Annotated in this window: 18 protein-coding genes; 9 read left to right on the top strand and 9 right to left on the bottom strand. The window is 74.3% G+C overall.

Annotated features, from left to right (window positions below; genetic code table 11):
* Window positions 1-137: 137 nt before the first annotated feature.
* Window positions 138-1490: an alpha/beta fold hydrolase gene (locus LRS74_RS19065; protein ID WP_277742122.1), complete on the bottom strand. Its 1353-nt coding sequence runs from the start codon at window positions 1488-1490 to the stop codon at window positions 138-140.
* Window positions 1491-2341: 851 nt separating this feature from the next.
* On the opposite strand from LRS74_RS19065, the gene LRS74_RS19060 reads away from it, so the two are divergent.
* Complete coding sequence (locus LRS74_RS19060; RefSeq protein ID WP_277744826.1) at window positions 2342-3685, top strand: helix-turn-helix transcriptional regulator; 1344 nt, start codon at window positions 2342-2344, stop codon at window positions 3683-3685.
* Window positions 3686-4691: 1006 nt separating this feature from the next.
* Here the strand turns inward: LRS74_RS19060 and LRS74_RS19055 are convergent.
* Window positions 4692-5609: a DUF4344 domain-containing metallopeptidase gene (locus LRS74_RS19055; RefSeq protein ID WP_277742121.1), complete on the bottom strand. Its 918-nt coding sequence runs from the start codon at window positions 5607-5609 to the stop codon at window positions 4692-4694.
* 178 nt (window positions 5610-5787) lie between these two features.
* On the opposite strand from LRS74_RS19055, the gene LRS74_RS19050 reads away from it, so the two are divergent.
* On the top strand, window positions 5788-6528 hold the full coding sequence (locus LRS74_RS19050) for a response regulator transcription factor (RefSeq protein ID WP_277742120.1): 741 nt from the start codon (window positions 5788-5790) through the stop codon (window positions 6526-6528).
* A 242-nt stretch (window positions 6529-6770) separates the two neighbouring features.
* Entirely contained in the window at window positions 6771-7877 is a 1107-nt protein-coding gene (locus LRS74_RS19045) for a histidine kinase (RefSeq protein ID WP_277744825.1), read from the top strand.
* Between the two features lie 563 nt (window positions 7878-8440).
* Here the strand turns inward: LRS74_RS19045 and LRS74_RS19040 are convergent.
* The gene (locus LRS74_RS19040; RefSeq protein WP_277744824.1) at window positions 8441-8800 is read right to left on the bottom strand and encodes an STAS domain-containing protein; all 360 of its coding nucleotides are present in this window, start codon (window positions 8798-8800) and stop codon (window positions 8441-8443) included.
* A 387-nt stretch (window positions 8801-9187) separates the two neighbouring features.
* On the opposite strand from LRS74_RS19040, the gene LRS74_RS19035 reads away from it, so the two are divergent.
* Both LRS74_RS19035 and LRS74_RS19030 read left to right on the top strand, forming a co-directional pair.
* Window positions 9188-9772, top strand: coding sequence for a sigma-70 family RNA polymerase sigma factor (locus LRS74_RS19035; RefSeq protein ID WP_277742119.1), 585 nt, complete (start codon window positions 9188-9190; stop codon window positions 9770-9772).
* A gap of 176 nt (window positions 9773-9948) precedes the next feature.
* Window positions 9949-11355: a zf-HC2 domain-containing protein gene (locus LRS74_RS19030; RefSeq protein WP_277744823.1), complete on the top strand. Its 1407-nt coding sequence runs from the start codon at window positions 9949-9951 to the stop codon at window positions 11353-11355.
* A 166-nt stretch (window positions 11356-11521) separates the two neighbouring features.
* On the opposite strand, the gene purU is transcribed toward LRS74_RS19030, so the two are convergent.
* Both purU and LRS74_RS19020 read right to left on the bottom strand, forming a co-directional pair.
* Window positions 11522-12406 (bottom strand): formyltetrahydrofolate deformylase, encoded by an 885-nt coding sequence (gene purU, locus LRS74_RS19025; RefSeq protein WP_277742118.1) that lies wholly within the window; start codon window positions 12404-12406, stop codon window positions 11522-11524.
* 29 nt (window positions 12407-12435) lie between these two features.
* A complete protein-coding gene (locus LRS74_RS19020; protein ID WP_277744822.1) occupies window positions 12436-12885 on the bottom strand; it encodes a hypothetical protein in 450 nt (149 codons plus the stop codon).
* Between the two features lie 171 nt (window positions 12886-13056).
* Between LRS74_RS19020 and LRS74_RS19015 the strand changes: the two genes are divergently transcribed.
* Entirely contained in the window at window positions 13057-14409 is a 1353-nt protein-coding gene (locus LRS74_RS19015) for an ABC transporter substrate-binding protein (protein WP_277742117.1), read from the top strand.
* Here the strand turns inward: LRS74_RS19015 and LRS74_RS19010 are convergent, their stop codons facing one another.
* Together LRS74_RS19010 and LRS74_RS19005 are read right to left on the bottom strand one after the other, a co-directional pair.
* Window positions 14410-16338, bottom strand: a complete 1929-nt coding sequence (locus LRS74_RS19010; RefSeq protein ID WP_277742116.1) for a hypothetical protein — start codon at window positions 16336-16338, stop codon at window positions 14410-14412.
* 145 nt (window positions 16339-16483) lie between these two features.
* Window positions 16484-17872, bottom strand: coding sequence for a transcriptional regulator (locus tag LRS74_RS19005; RefSeq protein ID WP_277742115.1), 1389 nt, complete (start codon window positions 17870-17872; stop codon window positions 16484-16486).
* A 358-nt stretch (window positions 17873-18230) separates the two neighbouring features.
* Between LRS74_RS19005 and LRS74_RS19000 the strand changes: the two genes are divergently transcribed.
* The 3 genes from LRS74_RS19000 (at window position 18231) to LRS74_RS18990 (ending at window position 21484) form a co-directional block, all read left to right on the top strand.
* Complete coding sequence (locus LRS74_RS19000; protein ID WP_277742114.1) at window positions 18231-18896, top strand: bifunctional DNA primase/polymerase; 666 nt, start codon at window positions 18231-18233, stop codon at window positions 18894-18896.
* 135 nt (window positions 18897-19031) lie between these two features.
* Complete coding sequence (locus LRS74_RS18995; protein WP_277742113.1) at window positions 19032-19832, top strand: ABC transporter ATP-binding protein; 801 nt, start codon at window positions 19032-19034, stop codon at window positions 19830-19832.
* Window positions 19829-21484, top strand: coding sequence for a transporter (locus tag LRS74_RS18990; RefSeq protein ID WP_277742112.1), 1656 nt, complete (start codon window positions 19829-19831; stop codon window positions 21482-21484). The genes LRS74_RS18995 and LRS74_RS18990 overlap by 4 nt, the downstream gene beginning before the upstream one ends.
* A 118-nt stretch (window positions 21485-21602) precedes the next feature.
* Here the strand turns inward: LRS74_RS18990 and LRS74_RS18985 are convergent, their stop codons facing one another.
* On the bottom strand, window positions 21603-21932 hold the full coding sequence (locus tag LRS74_RS18985; RefSeq protein ID WP_260867810.1) for an SH3 domain-containing protein: 330 nt from the start codon (window positions 21930-21932) through the stop codon (window positions 21603-21605).
* Window positions 21933-22239: 307 nt separating this feature from the next.
* Window positions 22240-23088 carry a hypothetical protein gene (locus tag LRS74_RS18980; RefSeq protein ID WP_277742111.1) on the bottom strand — a complete coding sequence of 283 codons (849 nt, stop codon included), beginning with the start codon at window positions 23086-23088 and terminating at the stop codon, window positions 22240-22242.
* Window positions 23089-23291: the final 203 nt, after the last annotated feature.

Genomic DNA, 23291 nt, shown 5'->3' with positions numbered 1-23291 from the left:
GAAGTGCGTTATGAGGCAGGAGTTTTGACGCCCACTCCGTGTACCGAGCCGCTCACACCCCGCGCGGGACCTCGCGGGCGACGACCGACCCGCCATGGCCGGGTCGCTCCCGCGCGGTCCACCGGCGACGGGGCCGGCTACGCGGCGTCGTCGCGCACCAGTCGCAGCAGCCGGTCCAGCACCCGGCGCCCACCCGCGCGCACCCCGTCGTGCTCGAACTCGTCGGTGACCCAGGTCCGCAGTCCGCGGATGGCCCGCGCGGTGCGCAACGCGTGGGCGGTGTCGACGTAGAGGTCGTCGTGGTAGATCGCGGCGGCGACCGGCACGGTGTTGGCGGCCAGCCGCTCGGCGTCGTAGAGGGGGCTCCAGCCGGTGCGCGCGGCGAGCAGTTCGGCGGTGTGGCGCAGCGGGCGGAGGGCGGCGTGGGTCTCCAGCATCCAGGGGTGCACGGTCTCGGCGGTGAACAGCACCGGCCGCCCGTCGGCGACCGCCTTGTCCGCGTCGAACTGGGGGAACTCGGCCCGCGTCCGGTGCGCGGACCAGTCGGTGGGTCGGCCGTCCTGGGCGTAGATGGACTCGTGGAGCAGCGTGTACAGGGGCGAGCCCGCGCGGGAGAGCAGGGCGGCGGCCTGCTCGGTGAAGGCGTCGCTCAGCCGCGGGCCCTCCGGGGTGGCGACGAAGGCGTCCTCCAGCAGGTAGTGCAGCCGGTGCGAGCCGTCGCCCGTGCCGAGGACGATGCCCAACTGCTGGAACGATTCCGCAGTGAGCCGGCCGCCGTCGGGCAGCACCTCCTCGTGGACCGCGAGGTGAGCGACGATCCGACGCGCGATCTCCGCGTCCCCCGGGTAACGCGCGTAGTGCGCCAGCGTCTTGCGCTCCATGCGGGGGTAGGCGGCGCGGTAGACCGCGTCGGCGTCCTCGTCGAGCGCCGGCAGCCCACCGGTGATGAGCGCGGCGGCGAGCCCCTCCGGCGCGTACGACAGATAGCTCACGGCGCAGAAGCCGCCGAAGCTCTGCCCCAGCACCGTCCACGGCCGGCCGCCGGTCAGCCGCCGCCGCACCAGCTCGCAGTCCCGCACGATGGCGTCGGCGCGGAAGTGCGCGAGGTAGTCGGCCTGCTCCCGCGGCGTGCCGCGCAGCGGCAGCGTCTGCCGGTTGGCCGGGGTGGACCGCCCGGTCCCCCGCTGGTCCAGCAGCAGCACCCGGTACTCGTCCAGAGCCCGGTCCAGCCAGCCCGTACGCCCCACCGGCCGGTCCGCCCCGAACCCGGGACCGCCCTGGAGGTACAGCAGCCACGGCAGTTCCTCAGCCCGCCCGACCCGATCGGCCGCCACCACCTCACGGGCGTACAGCCGGATCCGCTCCCCCTCCGGCACGGCGTGGTCGAGCGGGACGTCGAAGGAGTGATCGGTGAGGACCAGCCCTGGCTGACGGACGGTCATCGTGGCGTCACCGGCGCGTCGCAGACCTGAATCCATCGCCTTCGACATCTTTCAATCCTCACGTCAATGGACTTAGCTCAGCGATTAACCTACCGCCGGCAGGGCGGCGGGCGAGAGGCTGAGAAGAGGGCACGGTGACCGAACCGATCGCCGGCGACGACCGGACACGGGACCCGCGGGGCCGAGCCCCGCGGGGACGGAGGGTGGCCGGGGCCCCCGGCCCTGAACGGGCGGACTCCGCACGGGAGTCGGCGAAGGCGCCGGGCCAGACCGGCCGGGGAGCCGACACCGCCAACCCGGCCAGCGCCACACCGGCCACGGCTCCGGCCCCCCACCCCACCCAGCCCGAGCCGCAACCGACCCCCGGAACGACCCGCACCACCGCCGCGGCGGAAGCCACCGTTCGGGCGGACCGGGAGACGGGCACCTCTGCCCCGGAACCGGCGGACTCCGCACGGGTGTCGGCGAAGGCGCCGGGCCAGACCGCCCGGGGAGCCGACACCGCCAACCCGGCCAGCGCCACGCCGGCCACGGCTCCGGCCCCGCGCCCCACCCAGCCCGAGCCGAAACCGACCCCCGGAACGACCCGCACCACCGCCGCGGCGGAAGCCACCGTTCGGGCGGACCGGGAGACGGGCACCTCTACCCCGGAACGGGCCGACTCCGCGCCGGAGTCGGCGGAAGCGCCGGGCCAGACCGCCCGGGGAGCCGACACCGCCAACCCGGCCAGCGCCACACCGGCCACGCCTCCGGCCCCGCGCCCCACCCAGGCCGAGCCGAAACCGACCGGCACCATCGTCGCGGCGGAAGCCACCGGGCAGGCGGACCGGGAGGCGGGCGCGCGGGTCGCCGGCGGTGGATCGGCGGGCCGTGGGGCTGCGAAGGGCGGGGACGCGGGGATGCTCGGACAGTCCCCGGAGGAGATAGGGCGTCGGGTGCTGCGGCTGCGCACCGAGCGGCGGCTCACCCAGCGGCAGTTGGCGGAGCCCGCCTACAGCGCCGCGTACGTCTCGACGCTGGAAGCCGGCAAGGTACGGCCCTCGGAGGCGGCCCTGCGGCACCTGGCCGGCCGCCTCGGAGTCACCGTGGAGGAGCTGGCCACCGGCCGCTCCCCGCACGAGGCCACCCGGCTGCGGGCACGGCTCACCGACGCCCGCCGGGAGCTGGCCACCGGCGCCGCCGAGGACGCCGCCGCCGGCTTCCGGGACCTGCTTCACGAGGCCGAGCGGCTGGAGCTCACCGCCGAACGCGCCGCGGCGCTGCTGGGACTCGGCGACTGCGCCCTGGAGAGCGGCGACCTGACCATCGCCCGCGACCACTTCGAGGCGGCCGAGCGGCTGCTCGCCCACGAGCCGCTGCCGCGCCGGGTCCCCGCCGTCCGCGGCCGGGCGACCGCCCACCTGCTCGCCGGGGAACTCCGCTACGCCTGCTACCTGCTGGAGAGCACCCTCGACGAGCTCAACGCCTCCGGACTGCACGACCCGGACGCCCTGCTGCTGCTCTACACCGCCTCCATCGCCCCCTACATGGACATGGGCGCCCACGCCCGCGCGGCGCACGCCGCCGAGCTCGCCCTCGCGCTGGCCCCGCGCGTGAGCGATCCGGCGCTGGTGGCGGGGATGCACCGGGGCGTGGCCCGCACCCTGATCGCCGAGGGCCGCACCGCCGAGGCCGACGCCTCGCTCGCCAAGGCCCAGGAGCTCTACCGGCAGCTCTCCATCCGCACCGAACTCGCCCACTGCCACTGGATGCGCGGCTATGTCCACGCCCAGGACGGCGACCTGGAGCGCGCCGAGCACGAGCTGCGCACCGCGCGGGACATGCTCGCCTCCAAGCGGGCGGCGCTCTTCACCGTCCAGGTGGAGGTGGAGCTCGCCGACGTGCTGCGCCGGCGCGGCCGCGCGGCCGAGGCGGAGGCGCTGCTGCGGCCGCTGCTGGAGGTCGCGGAGCTGTCCGCGGAACGCGGCGCGGTCCACGCCGGCGGCGCGCACCGGCTGCTCGGGCTGATCGCCGAGGAGCGCGGCGACACCGAGTGCGCCGAAGAGCACTACTGCGCCGCGCTCTCCCTCCTGGAGCGCACCGGGGCGGCTGGAGACCTCGCCGACCTCTGCCGCCTCCTCGGTGACCTGCTGCGCCGCGAAGGCCGGGTGGAGGCCGCCCTCGACGCCTACCGCACCGGCCTCGGCCACCGCGCCGCGCCCGGCACCACCACCCTGGGGCCGGCCCCCGCCGACCCCTTCTGACACCCCGCCCGAGGACGGGGCGGGCGTCCGGCCCCGGCCGCCACGCCAGGCCGAGCTGGCCCCCGGGTGGTGTGCGCGGCGGGGAGTCCGGCACCACGCCCCGGTGCGTCCTCGCAGGGTGTCCCGCGGAACGCGCCGATCGCGCGCCGTGACCGCGCCCGGGGCCGTAGGCGGCCTCCGCGCGGGCCGGCACGCCGCTCCCGGCCTTCGGCTCCACCGCGCTGGCGCGGCGCGCCGGGCCCCGGTGTGGCGGTCGCTCAGCGCGCCGCTGGTCGGCTTGTCCGCGGCGATGCCGCTCACCGCCGGGTTCGGCTGTCCGATGGACGTCTTCGGGCTCTTCGAAGGCCCGATGGTCGCGGCGTGCCGCCCCTCACACCGCCTTCGTCTGGCAGCGGACCGGATGTCCTTGGTGGTCGCCTTGGTGGTCGCCTTTCTCGCCGCCGGCACCGGACGGTCCCGCCGCGGCGTTCGTGTCACCCGTGCCGGCGGTGCCCGTGCCGGGTACGTCCGCGGCCGGGCCGTCAGCCGGCCCCGCGCCCAAGAAGTGGGCACCGCCCGGCAGCGCCCCGGACCCCGGTATCGCGCCGATGGCGCCCTCCCCAGGGCTCGGCGGGCCGGGGCATCGCCGGAACGCTCTCGCCGACCCTGGCGAAGTCGGGTGCGCTGATCGCCGATCCCGACCGACTCCCCCGGGCATCCGCTCGTCGTCGCGGCGGGACGGGCTCCTCCTCGCCGGGCGCACCGTGTGTCACGCGCGCCGTTCGGCAACCCACCCCGCCGCGACGGCGAGACACTCCACGTCGCGGCCCGGCGGCGGCCGAACGCGCGGGGGCGCCGAACGGCCCCGGTCGGGCCGGCCCCGGCGGCCTCCAGCGACGTGGCAGCTCGCCGTCGCGGCGGGAACCCCTCCTCCGCCGCGACGGCGAGACACTCGAACGACCCGGCGTCGCACGACGCCGGTGGGCGACCGCCCGCCGGCCGGCCCCTCCCCCCGCGAAGGGGCCGGTCAGCGGGCGGTCTCGTACGGGGCGAGCAGCTCGCCCCAACCGCGCCTCAGGTCCGCGTACTCGTCCTCGCACAACTCGGCGCGAGCCTTGGTCAGAAGCTCGCCGTCGACGAGGTCGTCGTGGGACCGGGGCGCGGAGCCGTAGACGTAACAGCGGTAGTTGGCCGCACGGGAGGCGTCGGGGAGGTGTTCGTCGGCGAAGTCGATGTCCCGCGGGTCGGTCTGCTCGGCGTAGAGCGCGTAGTTCTCGGCCGCCGCCAACACCGCCGCGCGGCCCGCGGATCCCTGGGGGATCAGGTTGAACGCCGCGAACTGGTCCGCGACATCCTCCTCGCGCCCGACGATCGGCAGCTCCAGCCGGTCGATGAGCGCGTGCGCCACCTCGTGGTACAGCGTCTCGGTGACCACTCCCGCCGTCTTGTCCGCGACGGCGTCCGCGACCCGGGCCGCGGACGCCCCCTCCGCGTCCGCGTCAACCGAGCCGGCGGCGTCCGAACCCGCGGCCTCGTCCTCGAAGAGCTCCCGCACCTCGTCGACGAACTCGTAACACAGCTCCACCCGCCCCTTCTCCGGGTCGTACGCGACGTCCGAGCTGCCGCACGAGCGGCCGGTGAGCGCGATCTCGACCCGCGGTGGCAACCGCAGCCGGTCGCCCAGCCGCCCGGCCACGTGCTCCAGCAGTCGTCGCGTCCGCAGGAAGTCCCGCGCCCGCTCCTGGCCGCCGCCCTTGGCCGGTCCGTACGCAGTCGACAGGCCGCCGCGTGTGGGGGGCGCGGCGGCCTGTGACTGTGTGCTGCACCCCGCTATCAGTCCCGTGACGACACCTGCGGCCGCGAGAGCGGCCAGCGTGCGCACAGAGGCGCGGCGTCGCGTGGAACGTGCGGGGATCCTGAGGACTCCCGCAGGATGGTGCAGCATGTGAGGCACTCTGCCGGGTAGCGGTCCGGGGCGGAATCCGCCGCTGGTCTCGGCTTACCCCCGCCGGTCGGCGGGGGTGCTCCCCCCGAGAGGACGGAGGGGGCTACTCCACATGCCGGACCGGTGGGGCACTCTTGGACAACGACCGCTGAGGCGGCTGAGGAGTAGGGAGCGGCGGGTGATCCGTGTTGCTGTGGTGGACGACGAGCAGCTCGTCAGGTCCGGACTGCGGCTGATCCTGGGCACGGCCCAGGACATCGAGGTGGTCGCGGACTGCTCCGGCGCCGAAGCGGTCGCCACGGTGCAGCGCTGCGCGCCCGATGTGGTGCTGCTGGACATCCGGATGCCCGAGGTGGACGGGCTGACGGTGCTACGGCGGCTGCGCGCCAAGCCCGACCCCCCGGCCATCGCCATGCTGACGACCTTCGACGTGCAGGAGTACCTCGCCGCCGCGCTGCGCGCGGGAGCCGCCGGCTTCCTCCTCAAGGACACCGACCCGGAGCAGCTGGTCCGGGCCGTGCGCACGCTCGCCCAGGGCGGCAGCGTCCTGGACCCGGGGGTCACCCGCGCCGTCATCGGCGGCTTCCTCGCCGCCGAGGCCGAGGCCACCGCCTCCGCCGCGGTGCGGGCCCTCACCCCGCGCGAGCGCGAGGTGCTCGCGCTGCTCGGCGAGGGCCTCCCCAACCCTCAGATCGCCGAGCGGATGGGTCTGGCCCCGAGCACCGTCAAGGACCACGTCCGCGCGGTCCTCGGCAAGCTGGGCGGCCTCAACCGCGTCCAGGCGGCCATCGTCGCCGACCGCGCGGGACTGGTCGCCGGCCGCCCGCCGGTCGCCGGACCGGCCTCCGCCGGGGGACCGCTCCCCGCCGGGGGACGGCAGCCCGTCGCCGAGCGCCCGCCCAGCGGCGGCGTCCGGTGATCGCGAGACCGCTCCGCGCGGCGCGCGCGAGCCTCCGCGGCCCCCAGCAGGCCGTCGCTCGGTTGGTGCCGAAAGGAACGCCCCGCGTCCCCCGCCAGGTCCAGCGCCGCGGCGGGCGGCTCCCGCTGGCGCCGCGCCAGAGCCGGGCGTGGTTGCCCGAGCCCACCGGTGCCCACACCCCGGAGCCCGCGCCCGCCGCCCGGCCCGCCCGGTCACCCCGCCACCGGGTCGCGCACTGGGCGCTGCTGCTGCTCCCGTTCCTGACCGCCGTCGCCGACGCGCTGCTGGTCAACGGCGTCGAGCTCGGCCTCGAACTCAATGTGTCGCTGCTCGCGGCCGGCGCGCTGCTGCTGCGCCGGCGGCTGCCGCTCACGGTCTTCCTGACCACCCTGCCGGGGATCCTCATCGGCTATGTGTGGTTCGCGCCCATGATCGCGCTCTACACCGTCGCCGTGCGCCGCTCGGGCCCGCTGCTGCTCGGCATGTGCGCCCCGCTGCTGGCCGCCGCGCACTTCGTCCCGTGGCCGGTGTCGGACCTGGACCCCACCGCGTACCGCGAGAACACGCTCACCCTGATGGACTCGTGCGTCACCGCCATCGCACCCATCGCGCTCGGGCTGCTGGTCCGCACCCGCGGCGAGCTGGCCGCCCGGCTCGACGAGCTCACCCGCTCCCGCCGGCACGCCGACGAGCTGCTCGCCTCCCAGGTGGTCGGCACCGAGCGGGCGCGGCTCGCGCGCGAGATGCACGACGTCGTCGCCCACCAGGTCAGCCTGATCAGCCTGCAGGCCGGGGCGGTGCAGATCAGCTCCGCCGACCCCAAGGCGCGCGAGGGCGCCCGCACGATACGCGAGCTGGCCGTGCGCACCCTCGACGAGCTGCGCCACATGGTCGGCATCCTGCGCGCGGCCAGCGGCGACGGCGCCGACCTCACCCCGCAGCCGCGCCTCGCCGACCTGCCGCACCTGATCGAGGTGAGCGCGCTCGACGTCGACTACGAGGCCGAGTACACCCCGGAGGCCACCGACGGCACGGCACGCCCGGAGGCCGTCGAGCGGGCGGCCTTCCGCACCGTCCAGGAGGCGCTCACCAACGTCCGCAAGCACGCCCCCGGCGCGCGGGTGCGGGTGCGGATCTGCGACACCCACGCCGAGGGACCGGGGCTGCGGGTCGAGATCCGCAACGGACCGCCCGACGCGACCGCCCCGGCCCCCGAGCTCCCCGGCGGGGGCCACGGGCTGGTGGGGCTGCGGGAGCGGGCACAACTGCTGGGCGGCACGCTGGACGCCGGCGCCACGCCCGAGGGGGGCTTCCAGGTCCTGGCGGTCTTCCCCAGCGGGACCCGCTGACCGCGGGTGCCCTTGCGGGGGGCCTTGTGGGTGCTCGTGTGCCCGTGCGGGTGCCCGTGCGGGGCCCTGCGGGTGCCCGTGCGGGGCCTGCGGGTGGCCGTGCGGGGCCCTGCGGGTGGCCGTGCGGGGCCCTGCGGGTGGCCGTGCGGGTAGGCGGTGGGTTTCTCGGGCCGGGGTGAGCTCGGCACCGCCGGACTCCGCCGTCGGGCATCCCGCCGTCGCGGCGGGAGGAAGGTGCCGTCCACGCCTCCTCGCCGGGAGGCGGTCGCCCCTCGAACGGGCACGGGTGAGCTCGGCACCGCCGGACTCCGCCGTCGGGCATCCCGCCGTCGCGGCGGGACGAACGTGCCGGCCACGCCTCCTCACGGGGAGGCGGTCACCCCTCGAACGGGCGCGGTGAGACCCCATCGTCGGGCATCCCGCCGTCGCGGCGGGAGGAACGCGCCGGTCACGCCGAGCTCGGCACCGCCGGACCCCATCGCCGGGCCCCCGTCGCGGTGGGGCGAAGGCGCCTGCGGTGTACGCGAGCACGGCCCGGTCGACGGCCCCTCGCCGGGAGGCGGTCACGCTGAGAGCGGCCCCGCCGTGCTCGTCGTGGCAGCGGCCAGATCCGGGTAGACGTCGAAGAGGCGACGGACGCCGAGGGCCGCGAGGACGCGGTTCACATGCGAGCCGTCGCGGGCGCCCTGGGCCGGGAGGATCAGCCGGAGCCGGCCGGAGCAGGAGCGCATGAGGCGACGGGCGGCTATCAGCACGCCGACCCCGCTGGAGTCGCAGAAGCGGACCTCGGAGAGGTCGAGGACCACGGCGTGCCGACCACGGGCCACCGCCTTGTGCACATGCTGCCGAACCGCCGGGGAGGTCACCAGGTCCAGCTCGCCGGCGACCTGGAACACGACCCACTCACCCCGCTCGCCCTCCATCACCTTCAACGTCACGCGTCCGATGCCCTTCGCTCGATCGCCGGTCGGATCCCGTCGCCAGCCCGCGCCAATCGGAACTTCCCGTTCCCAGATGCGGCTGCCCGCCCCATCCCCCGTGAAACACGCCGTGGCACCACCCGCACGAGTGACCTTATGCCCCACCAGCGCCGCCCCTCCCACCAATCCTGCGTAAAGTGATCGCCCCAATACCACCCGCAGCCGTGATCATGAGCCACATTGCCCCAAACAGGGGCGTGTTGTCCCCTGTCCGCACTACATTCGATGCGGGGCTGGGAACAATGGTCATGACCAACCAGACCATGGCCGGGGCCAACCAGACCATGGCCGGGGCCCGCGCGGCCGGGGGACGACAGGGATGGGGGCCGCATGGCGCACGACACACCGCCCCGTTGGGACCGCAAGATGCAGCAGCGCCTCGCCCGCGGTGAGGCCGCGGCGCTGGGCGAGCTCTATGACCGCTTCGCCTCCCTCGTCCACCACCTCGCCTATCGGGTGCTCGACGACGAGCGCGGCGCCAACCGCATCACACGCGAGGTGTTCGGCCACATCTGGGAGAACCCGGACGCCTACGACCCCAAGCAGGGCTCGCTGCGCTCCTGGGTCGCCACCCTCACCCACCGCGCCGCCGTGCGACGGCTGCGCGAGCACGAGGCCGCCCTGATAGACGACGACTGCGAGGCCGCGCAGGAGCAGGTCGAAGCGAAGATCCGCGACGCCTCCGCCGCGGCCCGCGCGGACTACATCCGCACCTCCATGCCCGCGCCGCTGCGCGCCGCCCTGGAGCTCGCCTACTTCCAGCGCCGCGACTACCGGCAGGCCGCCGAGGCGCTCGGCGTCACCGAGGACGAGGCGCGACGCCGCCTGCGGCTGGGCCTCCAGCTGCTGTCCTCGGCGAACGTGAGCGCCGCGCACTCCCCGTCCACACCGCCCGGCTATGGGCGGTCGCTGTGAGCGGCCCCGGAGGACCGGATCGCTTCGACGGGTTCGACGGATTCGACAGGTTCGACGGCTTCAAGGGATTCCAGAGCTTCAAGGGCTTCAAGGGCTTCAAGGGCTTCGACCGGTACGACGGCTTCGGCGGGGCCGGAAACAGCGCCGACCGGAGCGGACCCGGCGGCCGGCCGCGGATGGCACCACCCCCGCCGGCCGCCGACGACGGCGACAGTCGGCTCGACGAACCGGCTCCGCCGGAACCGACGATGGAGGGCGCGACCCCTGGTGGGACGCCCGCCGGCGCCCGGGGCGAGCGGCCCACCACTGCGAAGGAGGCATCGGACCCGGCGCGCCCGGCGGCATCGGCGTCCGGCGGCGCGACCGCCGAGGAGGCGCGGCGTGGGCAGTCGCCCCCGCACGGCCGGCAGCCCTCGCACGACGTGCTCAGGTCGCTGCTCGGCGCCTGGGCGCTGGCCGCCTGCTCGGCGGAGGAGACCGCCGCCGTGGAGGCACACCTGAACGACTGTGTGCCGTGCGCCGAGGAGGCGCTGCGGCTGCGCGAGGCCGTCGCGCTGCTGCGCACCGAGGAGAGCCTCGACCTGGACCCCCGGCTCCGCAGCCGGGTCCTGGAGGGCTGTCTCGTGCGCCGTCCGCCGCGTGTTCCGGTGCCCGAGTGGGCCACCGTCTTCGACACGGAGGCCGCCCGGCTGGACGCGCTGCTGCGCGACTTCGGCCCGGCCGAGTGGCGCGCCGAGGTGCGGCTGCGCTGGTTCGACGGCGAGCGGACCGTCGCCCGCGCCACCACCGTCGCCGGGGTGATCGCCCACCTCATGGCGGTCGACGGGATCCTCGCCTCGGCCCTCGGCATGCCCGATCCGCTCGGCCCGGGCGCCCCCGACCACCCGATGGAGCGCACCGCGGCGATATGGCAGCGCGATCCCCCGGAGCCGTCCGGCGGCCGCCCGAGGCCGACCAGGGCCCGCGACGGCGCGGACCGCGCGGGCCCGTACGGCGGCGCCTCGGCCGCACCCGACGCCATCCGCGGCCCCTGGCGGAAGCAGGCCCACGCGATGGTGCGGAACGTCTCCCTCGCCGGTCGCGGGGGCACCGAGCTCTCGGTGCCGTTCGGCGACGTCCGGCTGCCGATGCGCGACTCGTTCCTCGACCGCGCCCTGGAGTGCTGGGTGCACGCCGGGGACATCGCGGACGCCGTCAGCTATCCGTACGAGCCGCCGGCTGCCGACCATCTGCACGAGATGATCGGCTTCTGGGTGGAAAAGCTGCCCGGCGCCCTGGCCGAGCGCCGCCGGGCCGGGCTGGCCGCCCCGCCCAGGGAGCTGGTGGAGGCGGGCAGGCCGGGGCGCGCGCTGTGTCTGGAGGTCGAGGGGAGCGGCGGCGGCCGCTGGTACATCCCTCTCGACTCACCCGCGGCGGTCGCTGGACCGGAGCGTCAGGTGGCGCACATCGCCATGGACCTGGACGCCTTCCACCAGCTGATGGCCGGGCACGTGGACCCGCGGGACGCCGCCGCCGGCGCGGCGGGCGATCCCGAGGCGGTCCGCGACGTCCTGCTCACCTCGGCGGCCCTGTCCCGTATGTGACCGCGGCCGGGCGGCACGCCCCACCGTTCCGCCGTGACGGCGAGACGGCGAGACGGCCAGATGGCGGGACGCCCGGCGCGAGACGGCCAGATGCCCGGCGCGAGACGCGAGGCGGCGTGGTCCGGCGCCGCCGGGCGACGACCCGGGCCCCGACCCCGCCGAGGGGTCAGGAGAAGATCACCGTGCGGTGCCCGTTGAGCAGCACCCGGCGCTCGCTGTGCCACTTCACCGCGCGGGCCAGCGCCTGGCACTCCACGTCCCGGCCGACGGCGACCAGCTGGTCCGGGGTGAGCTCGTGGCCGACCCGCTCGACCTCCTGCTCGATGATCGGCCCCTCGTCCAGGTCCGCGGTCACGTAGTGCGCGGTGGCACCGATCAGCTTCACCCCGCGCGCGTGCGCCTGGTGGTAGGGCTTGGCGCCCTTGAAGCTCGGCAGGAAGGAGTGGTGGATGTTGATGATCTTCCCGGAGAGCTCCTTGCAGAGGCTGTCGGAGAGCACCTGCATATAGCGGGCCAGCACCACCAGCTCGATCCGCTCCTCGCGGACGATCTCCAGCAGCCGCGCCTCGGCCTCCGCCTTGGTGTCCTTGGTGACCGGGAGGTGGTGGAACGGGACGCCGTACGAGCCGACGAGCTCGGCGAAGTCGGTGTGGTTGGAGACGACGGCGGCGATCTCCACCGGCAGCGCTCCGATCCGGGCCCGGAAGAGCAGGTCGTTCAGGCAGTGGCCGAACTTCGAGACCATGAGCAGGATCCGCATCTTCTGCTCGGCCTCGTGGATCTGCCAGTCCATCTGGAACGACTCGCCCACCGCGGCGAAGCTCGCCCGCAGGCTCTCCAGCCGCACCGGGGACTCCGCGCGGAAGTGCACCCGCATGAAGAAGAGACCCGTGTCGCGGTCGCAGAACTGCTGGCTGTCCTCGATGTTGCAACCGGTCATGAACAGAAAGCTGGACACCGCGTGCACGATGCCCTGCTTGTCCGGACAGGACAGGATGAGAACGTACTGGTCAGAGGCGGGTTCAGAGGCGGCGGAGCGCGGGTCGGTCATGACTCCATAGCGTCGCACATCCGTAAAGCTCACAGAAACGTTCTGGTCATCATGGCCAGAACCTGCAAGGACGCCGGGGGCAGGTTCGGGTCCTCCCCGTCGTTCGTCGCGAGCCGCACATGGGCGTCGCGCGCCGCGGCGACCACCTCCGGCCACCCGGGGTGCTCCAGATACGCCGACACCGGGGCGTCCGCGCCGACCTGGTGCAGGATCCGCAACACCCGCAGCACGGCGGCGTCGACCAGGACCGCCTCCTCCGCGTCTCGGAATATGGTCCCCACGTACTTCTCGGCGGACCAGTTGTCCAGCCAGGTGTCCTCGACCAGGCGGTAGACGGCGTCGGTCACGTCCCCGTACCCGTCCTGGCCGGTCAGCCAGCACTCCCGCTGGAAGACCGGGTCGGAGAGCATGTGCAGCGCCGAGCGCGCATTGCTGCGCCAGCGCCACCACGGCATGTCATTGAGCGGCATGGCGCCCATGGTGGTCGAGCGACGGCCGCGACGGGAAGACTTCTCCGAACCTTGCACGATGACCGATCGTACGTTCTTCACAAATGCGAGCGATGGAGCCCCCGCAATTCACCCCGCGGTCACCTCGCGTCGGCTTTCCAGAGCAAGGGCGTTCCTGGTCGAACAGCAGACTCGCTGGGCATGACCGGACGGCGACGCCCCCTCTCCCGCCCCCGCCGCACCACGGCCTCCCGCTCCCTCCGCACCAGGGCCACGCTGGCGCTGGGCACGACGCTCGGCGCCGCGGCACTCGCCGGGTGCGGCGCGCTCCCCGGCTCCGCCTCCTCCTCCGACGACTCCCCCATCGTCGTCATGACCTGGGCCCCCGAGGCCACCGCGGCGACCAACATGCCGGGCATGCCGGCCATGGCGCAGGCGTACGTCCGCTGGGTCAACGACAACGGTGGCATCCACGGCCGCAAGCTCAAGGTCATCACCTGCAACGAGCGCAACGACACGGTGCAGGCCGCGCGCTGCGCCGACCAGGCCGCCGATGCGAAGGCCGTCGCCGTCGTCGGCTCCTACAGCCAGTACGGCCGCTCCTTCATGGGCCCGCTGGAGGTCGCCGGCATCCCCTACATAGGCGGCTACGGCCTCTCCGAGGACGAGTTCTCCAGCCCCTTCTCCTATCCCGTCAACGGTGGCCAGGCGGCGCTGCTCGCCGGGAACGGACGGCAGTTGGCGTCCGTCTGCGACCACGTCTCCCTGGTGCGTCCCGACACCATCGCCGGCGACGAGCTGCCGCGGCTGCTCGACGCGGGGCTGCGGGCCGGCGGCCGCCGGCCCGCCCAGGACATCCGCGCCCCCGAGGACGCCTCCGACTACACCACGCAGGCCCGGCGCGCGCTGGACGGTCTGGGCGGCGGCACCGGCGGCACGACGGCGGACGGGGCCGGCGCGCTCTCCGGCGGCGCCTCCGGACGCGCCTGCGTCACCGCCGCCCTCGGCAAGCGCACCAACACGTTCTTCGACTCCTTCCGGCGGCTCCAGGACGGCACGCCGAAGGTGCGCATCGCCTCCGTCCTCGGCAGCGTCCGGCAGTCCCTGGTGGACAGCACCGGCGGCAAGGACAGCGCCCTGGAGGGCGCGTACGCCACCGGCTGGTACCCGGCCGCCGACGACCCCGGCTGGCGCGCCATGCACCGCGTGGTGACGGAGTACGCCTTCGACGACGACCGGATCGACACCGCCGACCCCGGCTCGCAGACCACCTGGATCGCCTACACCGTGCTCCGCTCGGTGCTGATGTCCCTGGACCCCGACGACATCGACGCCCGCGCGGTCAAGCGGGCCCTGGACCGGGGCCACGCCGTCGACACCGGCGGCCTGACCCCGAAGCTGCGCTGGGGCTACGGCGACCTGCTGGCCGTGCCCGCCTACCCGCGGATCGTGAACGCCGACGTCACCTATCAGGTGGTCCGGGGCGGCAGGCTGGTGGCGGTCCGTGACGGCTTCGTCAACGTGACGAAGACCCTGGAGCGGCGCGACGGCTGATCACAGCTGTTCCTTGCGGCGCTCGGTCAGCGTGTACTTCCTGGCGATCGGGTTCCACAGGTCCGCGGCCTTGGTCTTGGCCTGGGTCGCCTGGACGCTGGCCTGCTCGGCGAGGGCGACCTGGCCGGTCCTGCGCGCCTTGCCCTTGTGGCAGCCCTTCTTCCCGGCGACCTGATTGGCCCAGGCCGCGTAGTGGTTGTCAGCCGACGCCGAGGCCTTCCACGCCTTGTTGAGCTGCTCGGTGAGCTGGGTGTGGTTGGGCAGCTTGTCCACGGAGATCTGGCCCAGCCGGGTCACCAGGTTGTTGCGCTGCTGCGCGGCCGTGCGCAGATCGCTGGCCGCGGTGCCCAGGCTCTTGCAGGTCTTGATGTTCTCCACGGCGGCGATCACCGAGGCACGGCTGTCGTTGCTGTCCGCGAGCAGCGTGTCCAGCGCCTTCGCCTGCGCCTCGACCGGGTCGGCGGTGGGCGAGGCGCTCTCCTTGGGCGCCGGCTCCTTCTCCTCCACGGACGGCTGGGAGCTCGCGTTGACGCTCTTCTTGTCGTCGTCGCCGCTCTCGTCCCCGCCGCTGAGCAGGGCACCCGCCGCCAGCCCGGCGACCGCGCAGCCCGCCACCACGATGCCGATCAGCGCACCGCGCGAGAGGCCGCGCCGGGGCTCGGCGTCCCGGCGCCCGGTGCCGCGCCCGGCGCCCGGCGGGTCCAGGTCCATCCGGTCGTCGAAGACCGGGAGCTGCTGGGTGGAGTCGGGCCGCTCCGGGGCCGCCGGCGCGGCGCCGTCCCGGAAGAGTCCGTCGAACTCCATGGGCGGCTGCCGTTCCCCCGGCCGCCCGGGCCGGACCGCGAACGGGGCCCCGCCGGGCTGCGGCGTGGTGCCGCCGGCGGCCGGGATCGGGCCGGGCAGCACCGTGGTCTCCTCCGCGGCGCCGGGCGCCGGCGCCGCACCCCCGGGCGGCGGCGGGCCGTCCGCGCGGACCGGGCGCAGCACCGTGGTGGACTCCGCGGGCGCCTCTCGACGGCGCTCCGGCGGCAGCGGCACGGAGGCGGACGGGGTGGGGACCGCGGGGGCGTTGCCGGGGGGCAGCGGCATCCCGCCGGGGCCGGACGCCCCGACCGGGGGGATCAGCTGCGTCGCGTCGCCGTCGGCGCCCGGGGTGGGGGCGGAGGGCACCGCGGGCATGGCGGCCGTCGGGGCCGCGGATATGTCCATCGGCGCCACGGGGGGTATCACCTGGGTCGCGTCACCCATGCCCGGCGCTCCGGGCGCCGCGGGCGGCGTCGGCCCCGCGGACGGCACGGGGCGCAGCACGGTGGTCGACTCCGCGGGCGCCACCGGCGGCGGGCCCGGCTGGGGTGCCGCGGGCGGCTGCTGGCCGTACGCGGACGGCTGCTGGCCATACGCGGGCGGCTGCGGCTGCGCCGGCTGCTGCGGGACGTACGGCTGCTGGGACGCGTACGGCGGCGGGGAGGGCTGCGCGGGGTTCGGCGGCGCCGGTTGCTGCGGGGGCTGCTGGGGCTGCGCCGGCTGCGGGTATCCGTACCCTCCGGCGTGCTGGGGCGGATAGCCGTAACCGCCCGCCTGCTGGGGCGGGTAGCCGTAACCGCCCGCCTGCTCCGGCGGATACCCGTACCCTCCGGCGTGCTGCGGCGGATAGCCGTAGCCGCCGGCCTGCTGGGGCGGGTAGCCGTAGGCCGCGGGCTGCTGCGGCGGCTGCGCCGCGGGCTGCTGCTGTCCGTACGGCTGCGGCTGGGCCGGCGGCTGCTGCGCGGCCTGCGGGCCCCATGGCTGTCCCCAGGGCTGACCGCCGGCCGGGGCCGCCTGCTGCTGGCCCTGGCCCCACTGGTCGCCGTGGGCGGGCAGCACGACGCCCTCGTGGGCGGGCGGGACCGCGGGGAGCTGCGGATCGTTTCCCTGTCCGCTCTGCGTCACCGGGACTCCTAGGGCTGTGCGGGTACGGAATCGACGGGCCACGCTACCGGGTCACTCCGCGCGACAGGCACATCCCCCACCCGCAGGGGGCGCCCCCCGGCGCGAGGCGCCGGGGTCGTTCCCTTCTCCCCCGTTCGTCCCGGGATCAGGCCGCCTGCACCTCCAGGCGGGCGCCGAACTCACGCACCGACGGCTCGTCGCGATAGGGCTCCAGGCGCTGCTGGAAGTCGTCGAGGTACTCCGCCCCGCGGTTGGACCGCAGTTGGCCGAGGAGGTCCACCGCGCGCCCGCCGGTGTGGCACGCCTGCTCCACCTCACGCCGCTGCACATGGGCCGTGGCCAGCAACAACAGCCCGATGGCCCGGCGTCGCACCCGACCCTCCGGGTGGCCGTCCAACGCCTCCTGGGCGCGCCGCCGGGCGAGCTCGGCCTGGCCCAGGTCGCGGTGACAGTGCGCCAGTTCGTCGGCGAGGTACGCGTGGTCGAAGTGGCGGATCCAGGGCGGCTCGTCGCCCGAGTCGGGGCGGCCGTCGGCACGCTCCAGGGCGTCCATGGAGCGACCGCTGGCCAGCTGACAGGCGCGCGCGTCGCCGAGCAGGGCGTGCCCGCGGGCCTCCGCCGCGTGGAACATCGCCTCCGCGCGGGGCGGCACCTGACCGCGGGCGCCCTCCTGGGCGGCCTTCGCCAACTGCGCGATCTCGCGCGGGTTTCCCAACTGTGCGGCGAGGTGGCTCATGCTCGCGGCCAGCACATATCCACCGTATCCACGGTCGCCGGCGGCCTGCGCCAGCCGCAGGGCCTGGATGTAGTAGCGCTGTGCGAGACCCGGCTGGCCGGTGTCGACGGCCATGTAGCCGGCCAGCTCGGTCAACCGGGAGACGGCCGCGAAGAGTTCACGCCCCACCGACTCCCGGTAGGAGCCGGCCAGCAGACCGGAGACCACACTGTTCAGATAGTGGACGACCACCGGCCGCACATGCCCGCTGCCGTAGCGGTGGTCGAGCTCCACGATCGCCTCGGTGGTGGCCCGCACCGCGGCCACGTCGGAGATCCCCACCCGTGCCCCGGCCGTCCGCGCGACCTGGGCGTCCGGGCCGGTGATCAGCCAGTCCCGACTGGGCTCCACCAGCGCCGAGGCGGCGACGGTCGAGCCGCTCAGGAAGTCGCGCCGGCCGACGTCGCTGCGCCACAGCTCGCAGACCTGCTCGATGGCGCCGAGGACGGTGGGCGAGAACTGCATGCCCACGCCCGAGGCGAGGTTCTTGCCGTTGGCCATGCCGATCTCGTCGATGGTGACGGTGCGCCCGAGCTTGCGGCCGAGGGCTTCGGCGATGATGCCCGGCGCCCGCCCCCGCGGCTGCTGGCCGCGCAGCCAGCGGGCGACCGACGTCTTGTCGTAGCGCAGATCGAGTCCGTGCTCGGCGCCGCACATGTTCACGCGGCGGGCCAGGCCGGCGTTGGAGCAGCCGGCTTCCTGAATGAGCGCCTGCAACCGTTCGTTCGGTTGTCGCGCCACGAGCGGCCTAGCGGCCATGGCTCTACCCCCTGTGACTGCTGAAGCGTTCACGACGAACGCGTACCCTGGTGATCAATGCCCAGCGGATATACGGGGAATGCAAGACTTGCCCGTATTCACCCGCAACGTGCATCCGCGTCGTGCTTGCGCTTCGGACGGGTTTCTCCGAGTCCACCCGGGGTCTGCGGTACGGTCGGCGGGCGCTTCGGTCCCCCGTCACTGAAGGTGGTTACCCGCTCACCGCGCCGCGCCCGGGCACGCGCCCCCGTCCATGCATCCATGCGCCCCGCATGACCTGTCGGCGCTCCCCTCCTGACCTGGTGGAAAGCCGTAACCCTTGGGGCAGGCGAAAGTTGAGAGACACGTGGAAGAAACCATGGGCGTGACCGTGACAGAGACTCCGCAGATCCCCAAGCAGCGCGGCGAGCGCATGCTGGACGCCGCCGTGCGCTATGCCGAGCAGCGCCACTGGGACGTGTTCCCCGGCACCTGGCTGGAGGCCGACGGGGGCATGGAGCGCTGCTCGTGCGGATCCCTGGACTGTCCCGCCCCCGGCGCCCACCCCTCCCGACCGGACTGGGCCGCCCAGGCCACCGGCAGCGCCGTGGCCGCCCGCCGGGTGTGGGGCAGGACTCCGCGCGCCTCGATCCTGTTGCCGACCGGCCGCACCTTCGACGCGCTGGACGTGCCGGAGAGCGCCGGCTGTCTGGCGCTGGCCCGGATGGAGCGGATGAACGTCGAGCTCGGGCCCATCACCTCCACCCCGGACCGCCGGATGCTCTTCTTCGTGCTGCCGGGCGCCGCCCCCAAGGTCCCCGACCTGGTGCGCAAGCTGGGCTGGCCGCCGGCCTCGATCGACCTGGTGGCGCACGGCGAGGGCGCCTACGTGGCGGCGCCGCCGACCCGGGTGGGCTCGCGCGGATCGGTGCAGTGGGCGCGTCAGCCCACCGCCGCCAACCGCTGGCTGCCGGACGCGGTGGAGCTGGTCAGCGCCCTGGCGTACGCCTGCGGAAGGGAAGCCTCCGCGGCCCGCGGCCGCTGAGCTCCCGTCACCTCGCCCGGCCGCCCCGGGAGGTCGCCGCCCCCGCCAACAGCAGGCGTCCTCCGGCCGTATGGTGTGCTGCGGACGGGGGCCCGCGCCGGAGCCCCCGCGCGCACGTCGAAGGGCTCAGCACACATGACGCGGGAGACGCAGGAGACATCGGGCCGCCGGGCCGCCGTCCGCATATCGGGGCTGTGGAAACGATTCGGCGAACAGGTCGCCGTCGCGGGCATCGATCTGGAGCTGCCCGCCGGCCAGTTCATCGGCCTGGTCGGCCCCAACGGCGCGGGCAAGACCACCACGCTCTCCATGGTCACCGGGCTGCTGCGGCCCGACTCCGGCAGCGTCGAGATCGTCGGCCACGACGTGTGGCAGGACCCGGTCGAGGTGAAGTCGCGCATCGGCGTGCTGCCGGAGGGGCTGCGGCTGTTCGACCGGCTCTCCGGACGGGAACTGCTCAGCTATATGGGGCGGCTGCGCGGACTGCCCGGCGACGAGGTGGACAAGCGCGCCACCCAGCTGCTGGACGTGATGGACCTGGCGGGCTCCCAGCACAAACTGATCGTCGACTACTCCACCGGCATGCGGAAGAAGATCGGGCTCGCCGCCGCCCTGCTACACAACCCCGAAGTCCTCTTCCTGGACGAGCCGTTCGAGGGCGTGGACCCGGTGTCGGCGCAGACCATCCGCAGGGTGCTGGAGCGCTACACCGCCTCGGGCGCCACCGTCGTCTTCTCCAGCCATGTGATGGAGCTGGTCGAGTCGCTGTGCGACTGGGTGGCGGTGATGGCCACCGGTCGCATCCGCGCCCAGGGCCCGCTGGAGGTCGTACGGGGTGACGCCCCCACCCTCCAGGCCGCCTTCCTGGAGCTGGTGGGCGCGGGCGACCAGGCCGCCGGGCAGGACCTGGACTGGTTGGGCGGCGACGCCCGATGAGCGCCCTCGCCCCGACCCCCGCGCCGGGCGCGGCCGGCCGGGCCCGACCGGTCACGGCCCGCACCACCATCCCGGTCTTCGCCAGACTCAAGCTGTCCCTGCTGGTCAACGGCCTGCGCATGTCCTCGGGCCGGCGCGCCGCGTATATCTCCTCGCTCGTCTTCACGGCGCTCTTCGCCGCCCTCCAACTGCTGGGGCTGATCCTGCTGCGCGGCGTGGACCACGCCGAGGCGCTGGTGGTCTGCCTCACCGCGCTCATGGCGCTCGGCTGGGCCGTGATGCCGCTGTTCTTCTCCAGCGGGGACGAGACGCTGGATCCGACCCGGCTGGTGATGCTGCCGCTGCGGCCGCGCCCGCTGGTCGTGGCGCTGCTGCTCTCCTCGCTGATCGGCATCGGCCCGCTGTTCACGCTGACGCTGGCGGCCGGCTCGGTGGTCAGCGTGGCGCACGGCGGGGCGGCCGTGGCCGTCGGGGTCGTCGCCGTGCCCCTCGTCCTGCTGGTCTGCGTCGCGCTGGCGCGGGCCGTGGCGACCGCCAACGTACGGCTGCTCACCAGCCGCAAGGGACGCGATCTCGCCCTGCTCAGCGGTCTGTTCATCGCGATCGGCGCCCAGTTCGTGAACCTGGGCTGGCAGAAGCTCTCCGGCGAGGGCGGCCTGGAGAGTCTGACGCCCGCCGCCGAGGTGCTGCGCTGGGTGCCGCCCGCCTCCGCGATCGACGCGGTCTGGCGAGCCGGGGAGGGTGCGTACGGGGCCGCCCTCGGCCAACTCGCGCTGTCGGCCGCCGCGCTGGTGCTGCTGCTGTGGTGGTGGGCGCGTTCCCTGACCCGGCTGATGAGCTCGCCCGACTCGGCCACCCTCCAGGCGGCGGAGCCGGGCCGGCGGGGCACCGGAGAGGCGTCCGGCGGGCTGGCCGGGCTGCTGCCGGCGGACCGCACCGGCGTCGCCGCGCTCCGCACCCTGCGCTACGCCTGGCGGGACCCGAAGTCCAAGGCCGGATGGGTGTCGGGGCTGGCCGTCGGCATCCTGGTCCCGGTGGTCACCGTGCTCCAGGGCACCGGCAGCATCTACGCGGCGTGCTGGGCGACGGGGCTCATGGGCCTTCAGATGTACAACCAGTTCGGTCAGGACCACTCCGCCTTCTGGATGGTCACCCAGACCATCTCCACGCCGCGCGACGCCTATCTGGAGCTGCGCGGGCGGGCGCTGGCGCTGGGCCTGGTGGCGCTGCCGTACGCGACGCTGGTGGTGCTGGGCTCGGCGGCCCTGACGCAGGACTGGGCGGCCTTCCCGGAGGCGCTGGGGCTGACCCTGGCACTCACGGGCGCGCTGATCGCCACCGGAGCCTTCTCCTCCGTGTACTACGCGTACACCATCCCGCAGGACAGCGGCTTCAAGAACGTCGCGCCCGGCCAGAACGGCATCGCGGCCCTCTCCGTCCTGGGCGGGATGGTCGCGGGCGTGCTGATCTGCGCGCCGCTGATCGCGCTGACCGTCTGGCTGCACCAGGCGGGTGCCGATGACTGGCTGTGGACGGTGCTGCCGCTGGGCGTGGCGTACGGCTACGGGGTGGCCGAGGCGGGACTGCGGCTGGCCGCGCCCCGGGCGGCGGCGCGTCTCCCGGAGATCCTGACGGCCGTCACCAAGGGGTGACGACACCGAGCCCCCGCCGGCCCGTGAGTCCGCACTTCCCAACCTCTCGCATCGGTTGGAGAAGTGATGCGGTTTCACCGGGCCGGCGGGGGCCGGCATTCGACGCAACGATATGCGGTCACATATCGAGATATCTGCTGTAGACCCAGCCGCGGGTGCCCGCCGGGATCCCCGACTTGGTGCGCTTGAGGATCTTTCCGTAGGACCAGCTCTTGTCGTAGTCCTTCATGCCGCCCGTGCGGCACCAGTAGCGGAAGGAATCACCCTTGGTGAGCACGCCCTTGGAGGCGTACCGCTTCCCCGGGCCGCTGCGCAGTCGGGCCCCGGTGGAGTCGACCTTGACGTTCACATCGGGCGAATTGAAGCGACAGGCCGAGGAGTTGACGGCGGAGGCGGTGGGCGCCATCGCGACCACGCCGCCGAAGCTCAGCGCGACCGAAACCGCCACTATCGAAAATTTGTGTTGAATTTTCACGCAATCTCCCCCGTATACGAGATGCAATCGGTCACACAATCGAAAACCTTAGCATCACCGGACTTCTGCATTCACACGAAGACCGCGGGAAGGCCGAATAGCGAGATCGAGCCGGAAAGGCGCTGGTGAATGCGGAATCGATCTTTTTCGGGAGGGTGGGCGGAGCCGTTGCCCCACCCACCGCGCCCGGGTCCGCCTTAACGGCCTGGGACCGCGTGGACCGCCTTGAGGGCCTGGACCGCCTGCTCCGCCCTGGTCCGCACCGGTCGCGGCGCCGAGCTCAGGCGGGCTGGCCCGGGTGGCCCTGCTGGCCCGGCAGGGCCGACGGGCCCGGCTGTCCGTCGTCCTCTCGCTCCGCCTGGAGCTCGGCCGCCACCGTGTCCGTGCGCGCGCGCAGCGCGCGCACCCGCTCGGCCATCTCCACGCTGAGCGCGCCGGGGTCGGCGGGCAGCACCGGCACACCCTTGGCCTGGGCGGTGACCACCAGGCTGTACGCGACGTCGGCCTGGTGGGCCAGGAGCGCGGTGGTGAAGAGGTTGGCGCGCAGCGTCTTCTCTCGACCGAGCATGCCGCCGCGGTAGGTGATCTCACAGGCCACGTTGACCGCGTCCAGGCGCTCGTCGGCGGCCTGCTCCACGGAGGCCAGCACGACCGCGGCCAGACCCTCGACGACCTTGGTGACCGCCCACTTGCGGCCGGGGATCGGCGGCAGCAGCTCGCGGACCCGGTCGACCTCGTTGTCCAGCGCGTCGGTGGTCATGGCGGCGAAGGCGTTGTGCAGCTGGATCCGCACCACCTTGTCCCACGGGATGTCCTCGCCGTCGAAGCCCACCGACTCGGGGCCGAAGCGCAGCGCGCCGATGCCGTCCAGCGAGCGCAGCGCCTTCGCGGTGATGGCGGGCACCCGCGGATGGCGGCACACCAGGGCGCCCAGCGAGAACTCCCACTGCTCCACGGCGGGCGCCGCCGGAGCGGGCAGCGCACCGAGAACGCCGTGCACCCAGTCGCCGGAGGCCGTGGCCCCACCGCGGCCGGCCTGGCTGGCGCGGTTCACGAGGTCCTTGCCCGCCGTGGTCGCCGCCGAGGTCACCGCATCGCCGAAACCGCGCAGTCTGTCCCGAACCCCCATGGCCCCGTTGTCCCTTTCTTCACACACGCCTCGCACGTCAGCGAGGCGACCGACACTGCCGTCAGCACGGCAGCGGAGTGAACAGTACGTCACCCGTTCGACGGACAGGGGCGACTGGGGAGGTGGCGGCGCGCGCCGCGGGTGCCGGGGGCGTCCGGCGGGCGACGCTGTCACAGGGTCGGACCCCGCCGGGTCCGGCCGTC

The organism is Streptomyces sp. LX-29, from assembly GCF_029541745.1.
In the GTDB taxonomy this organism is placed as follows: Bacteria; Actinomycetota; Actinomycetes; order Streptomycetales; family Streptomycetaceae; genus Streptomyces.
This window is presented reverse-complemented; position numbering and strand designations above follow the sequence as displayed.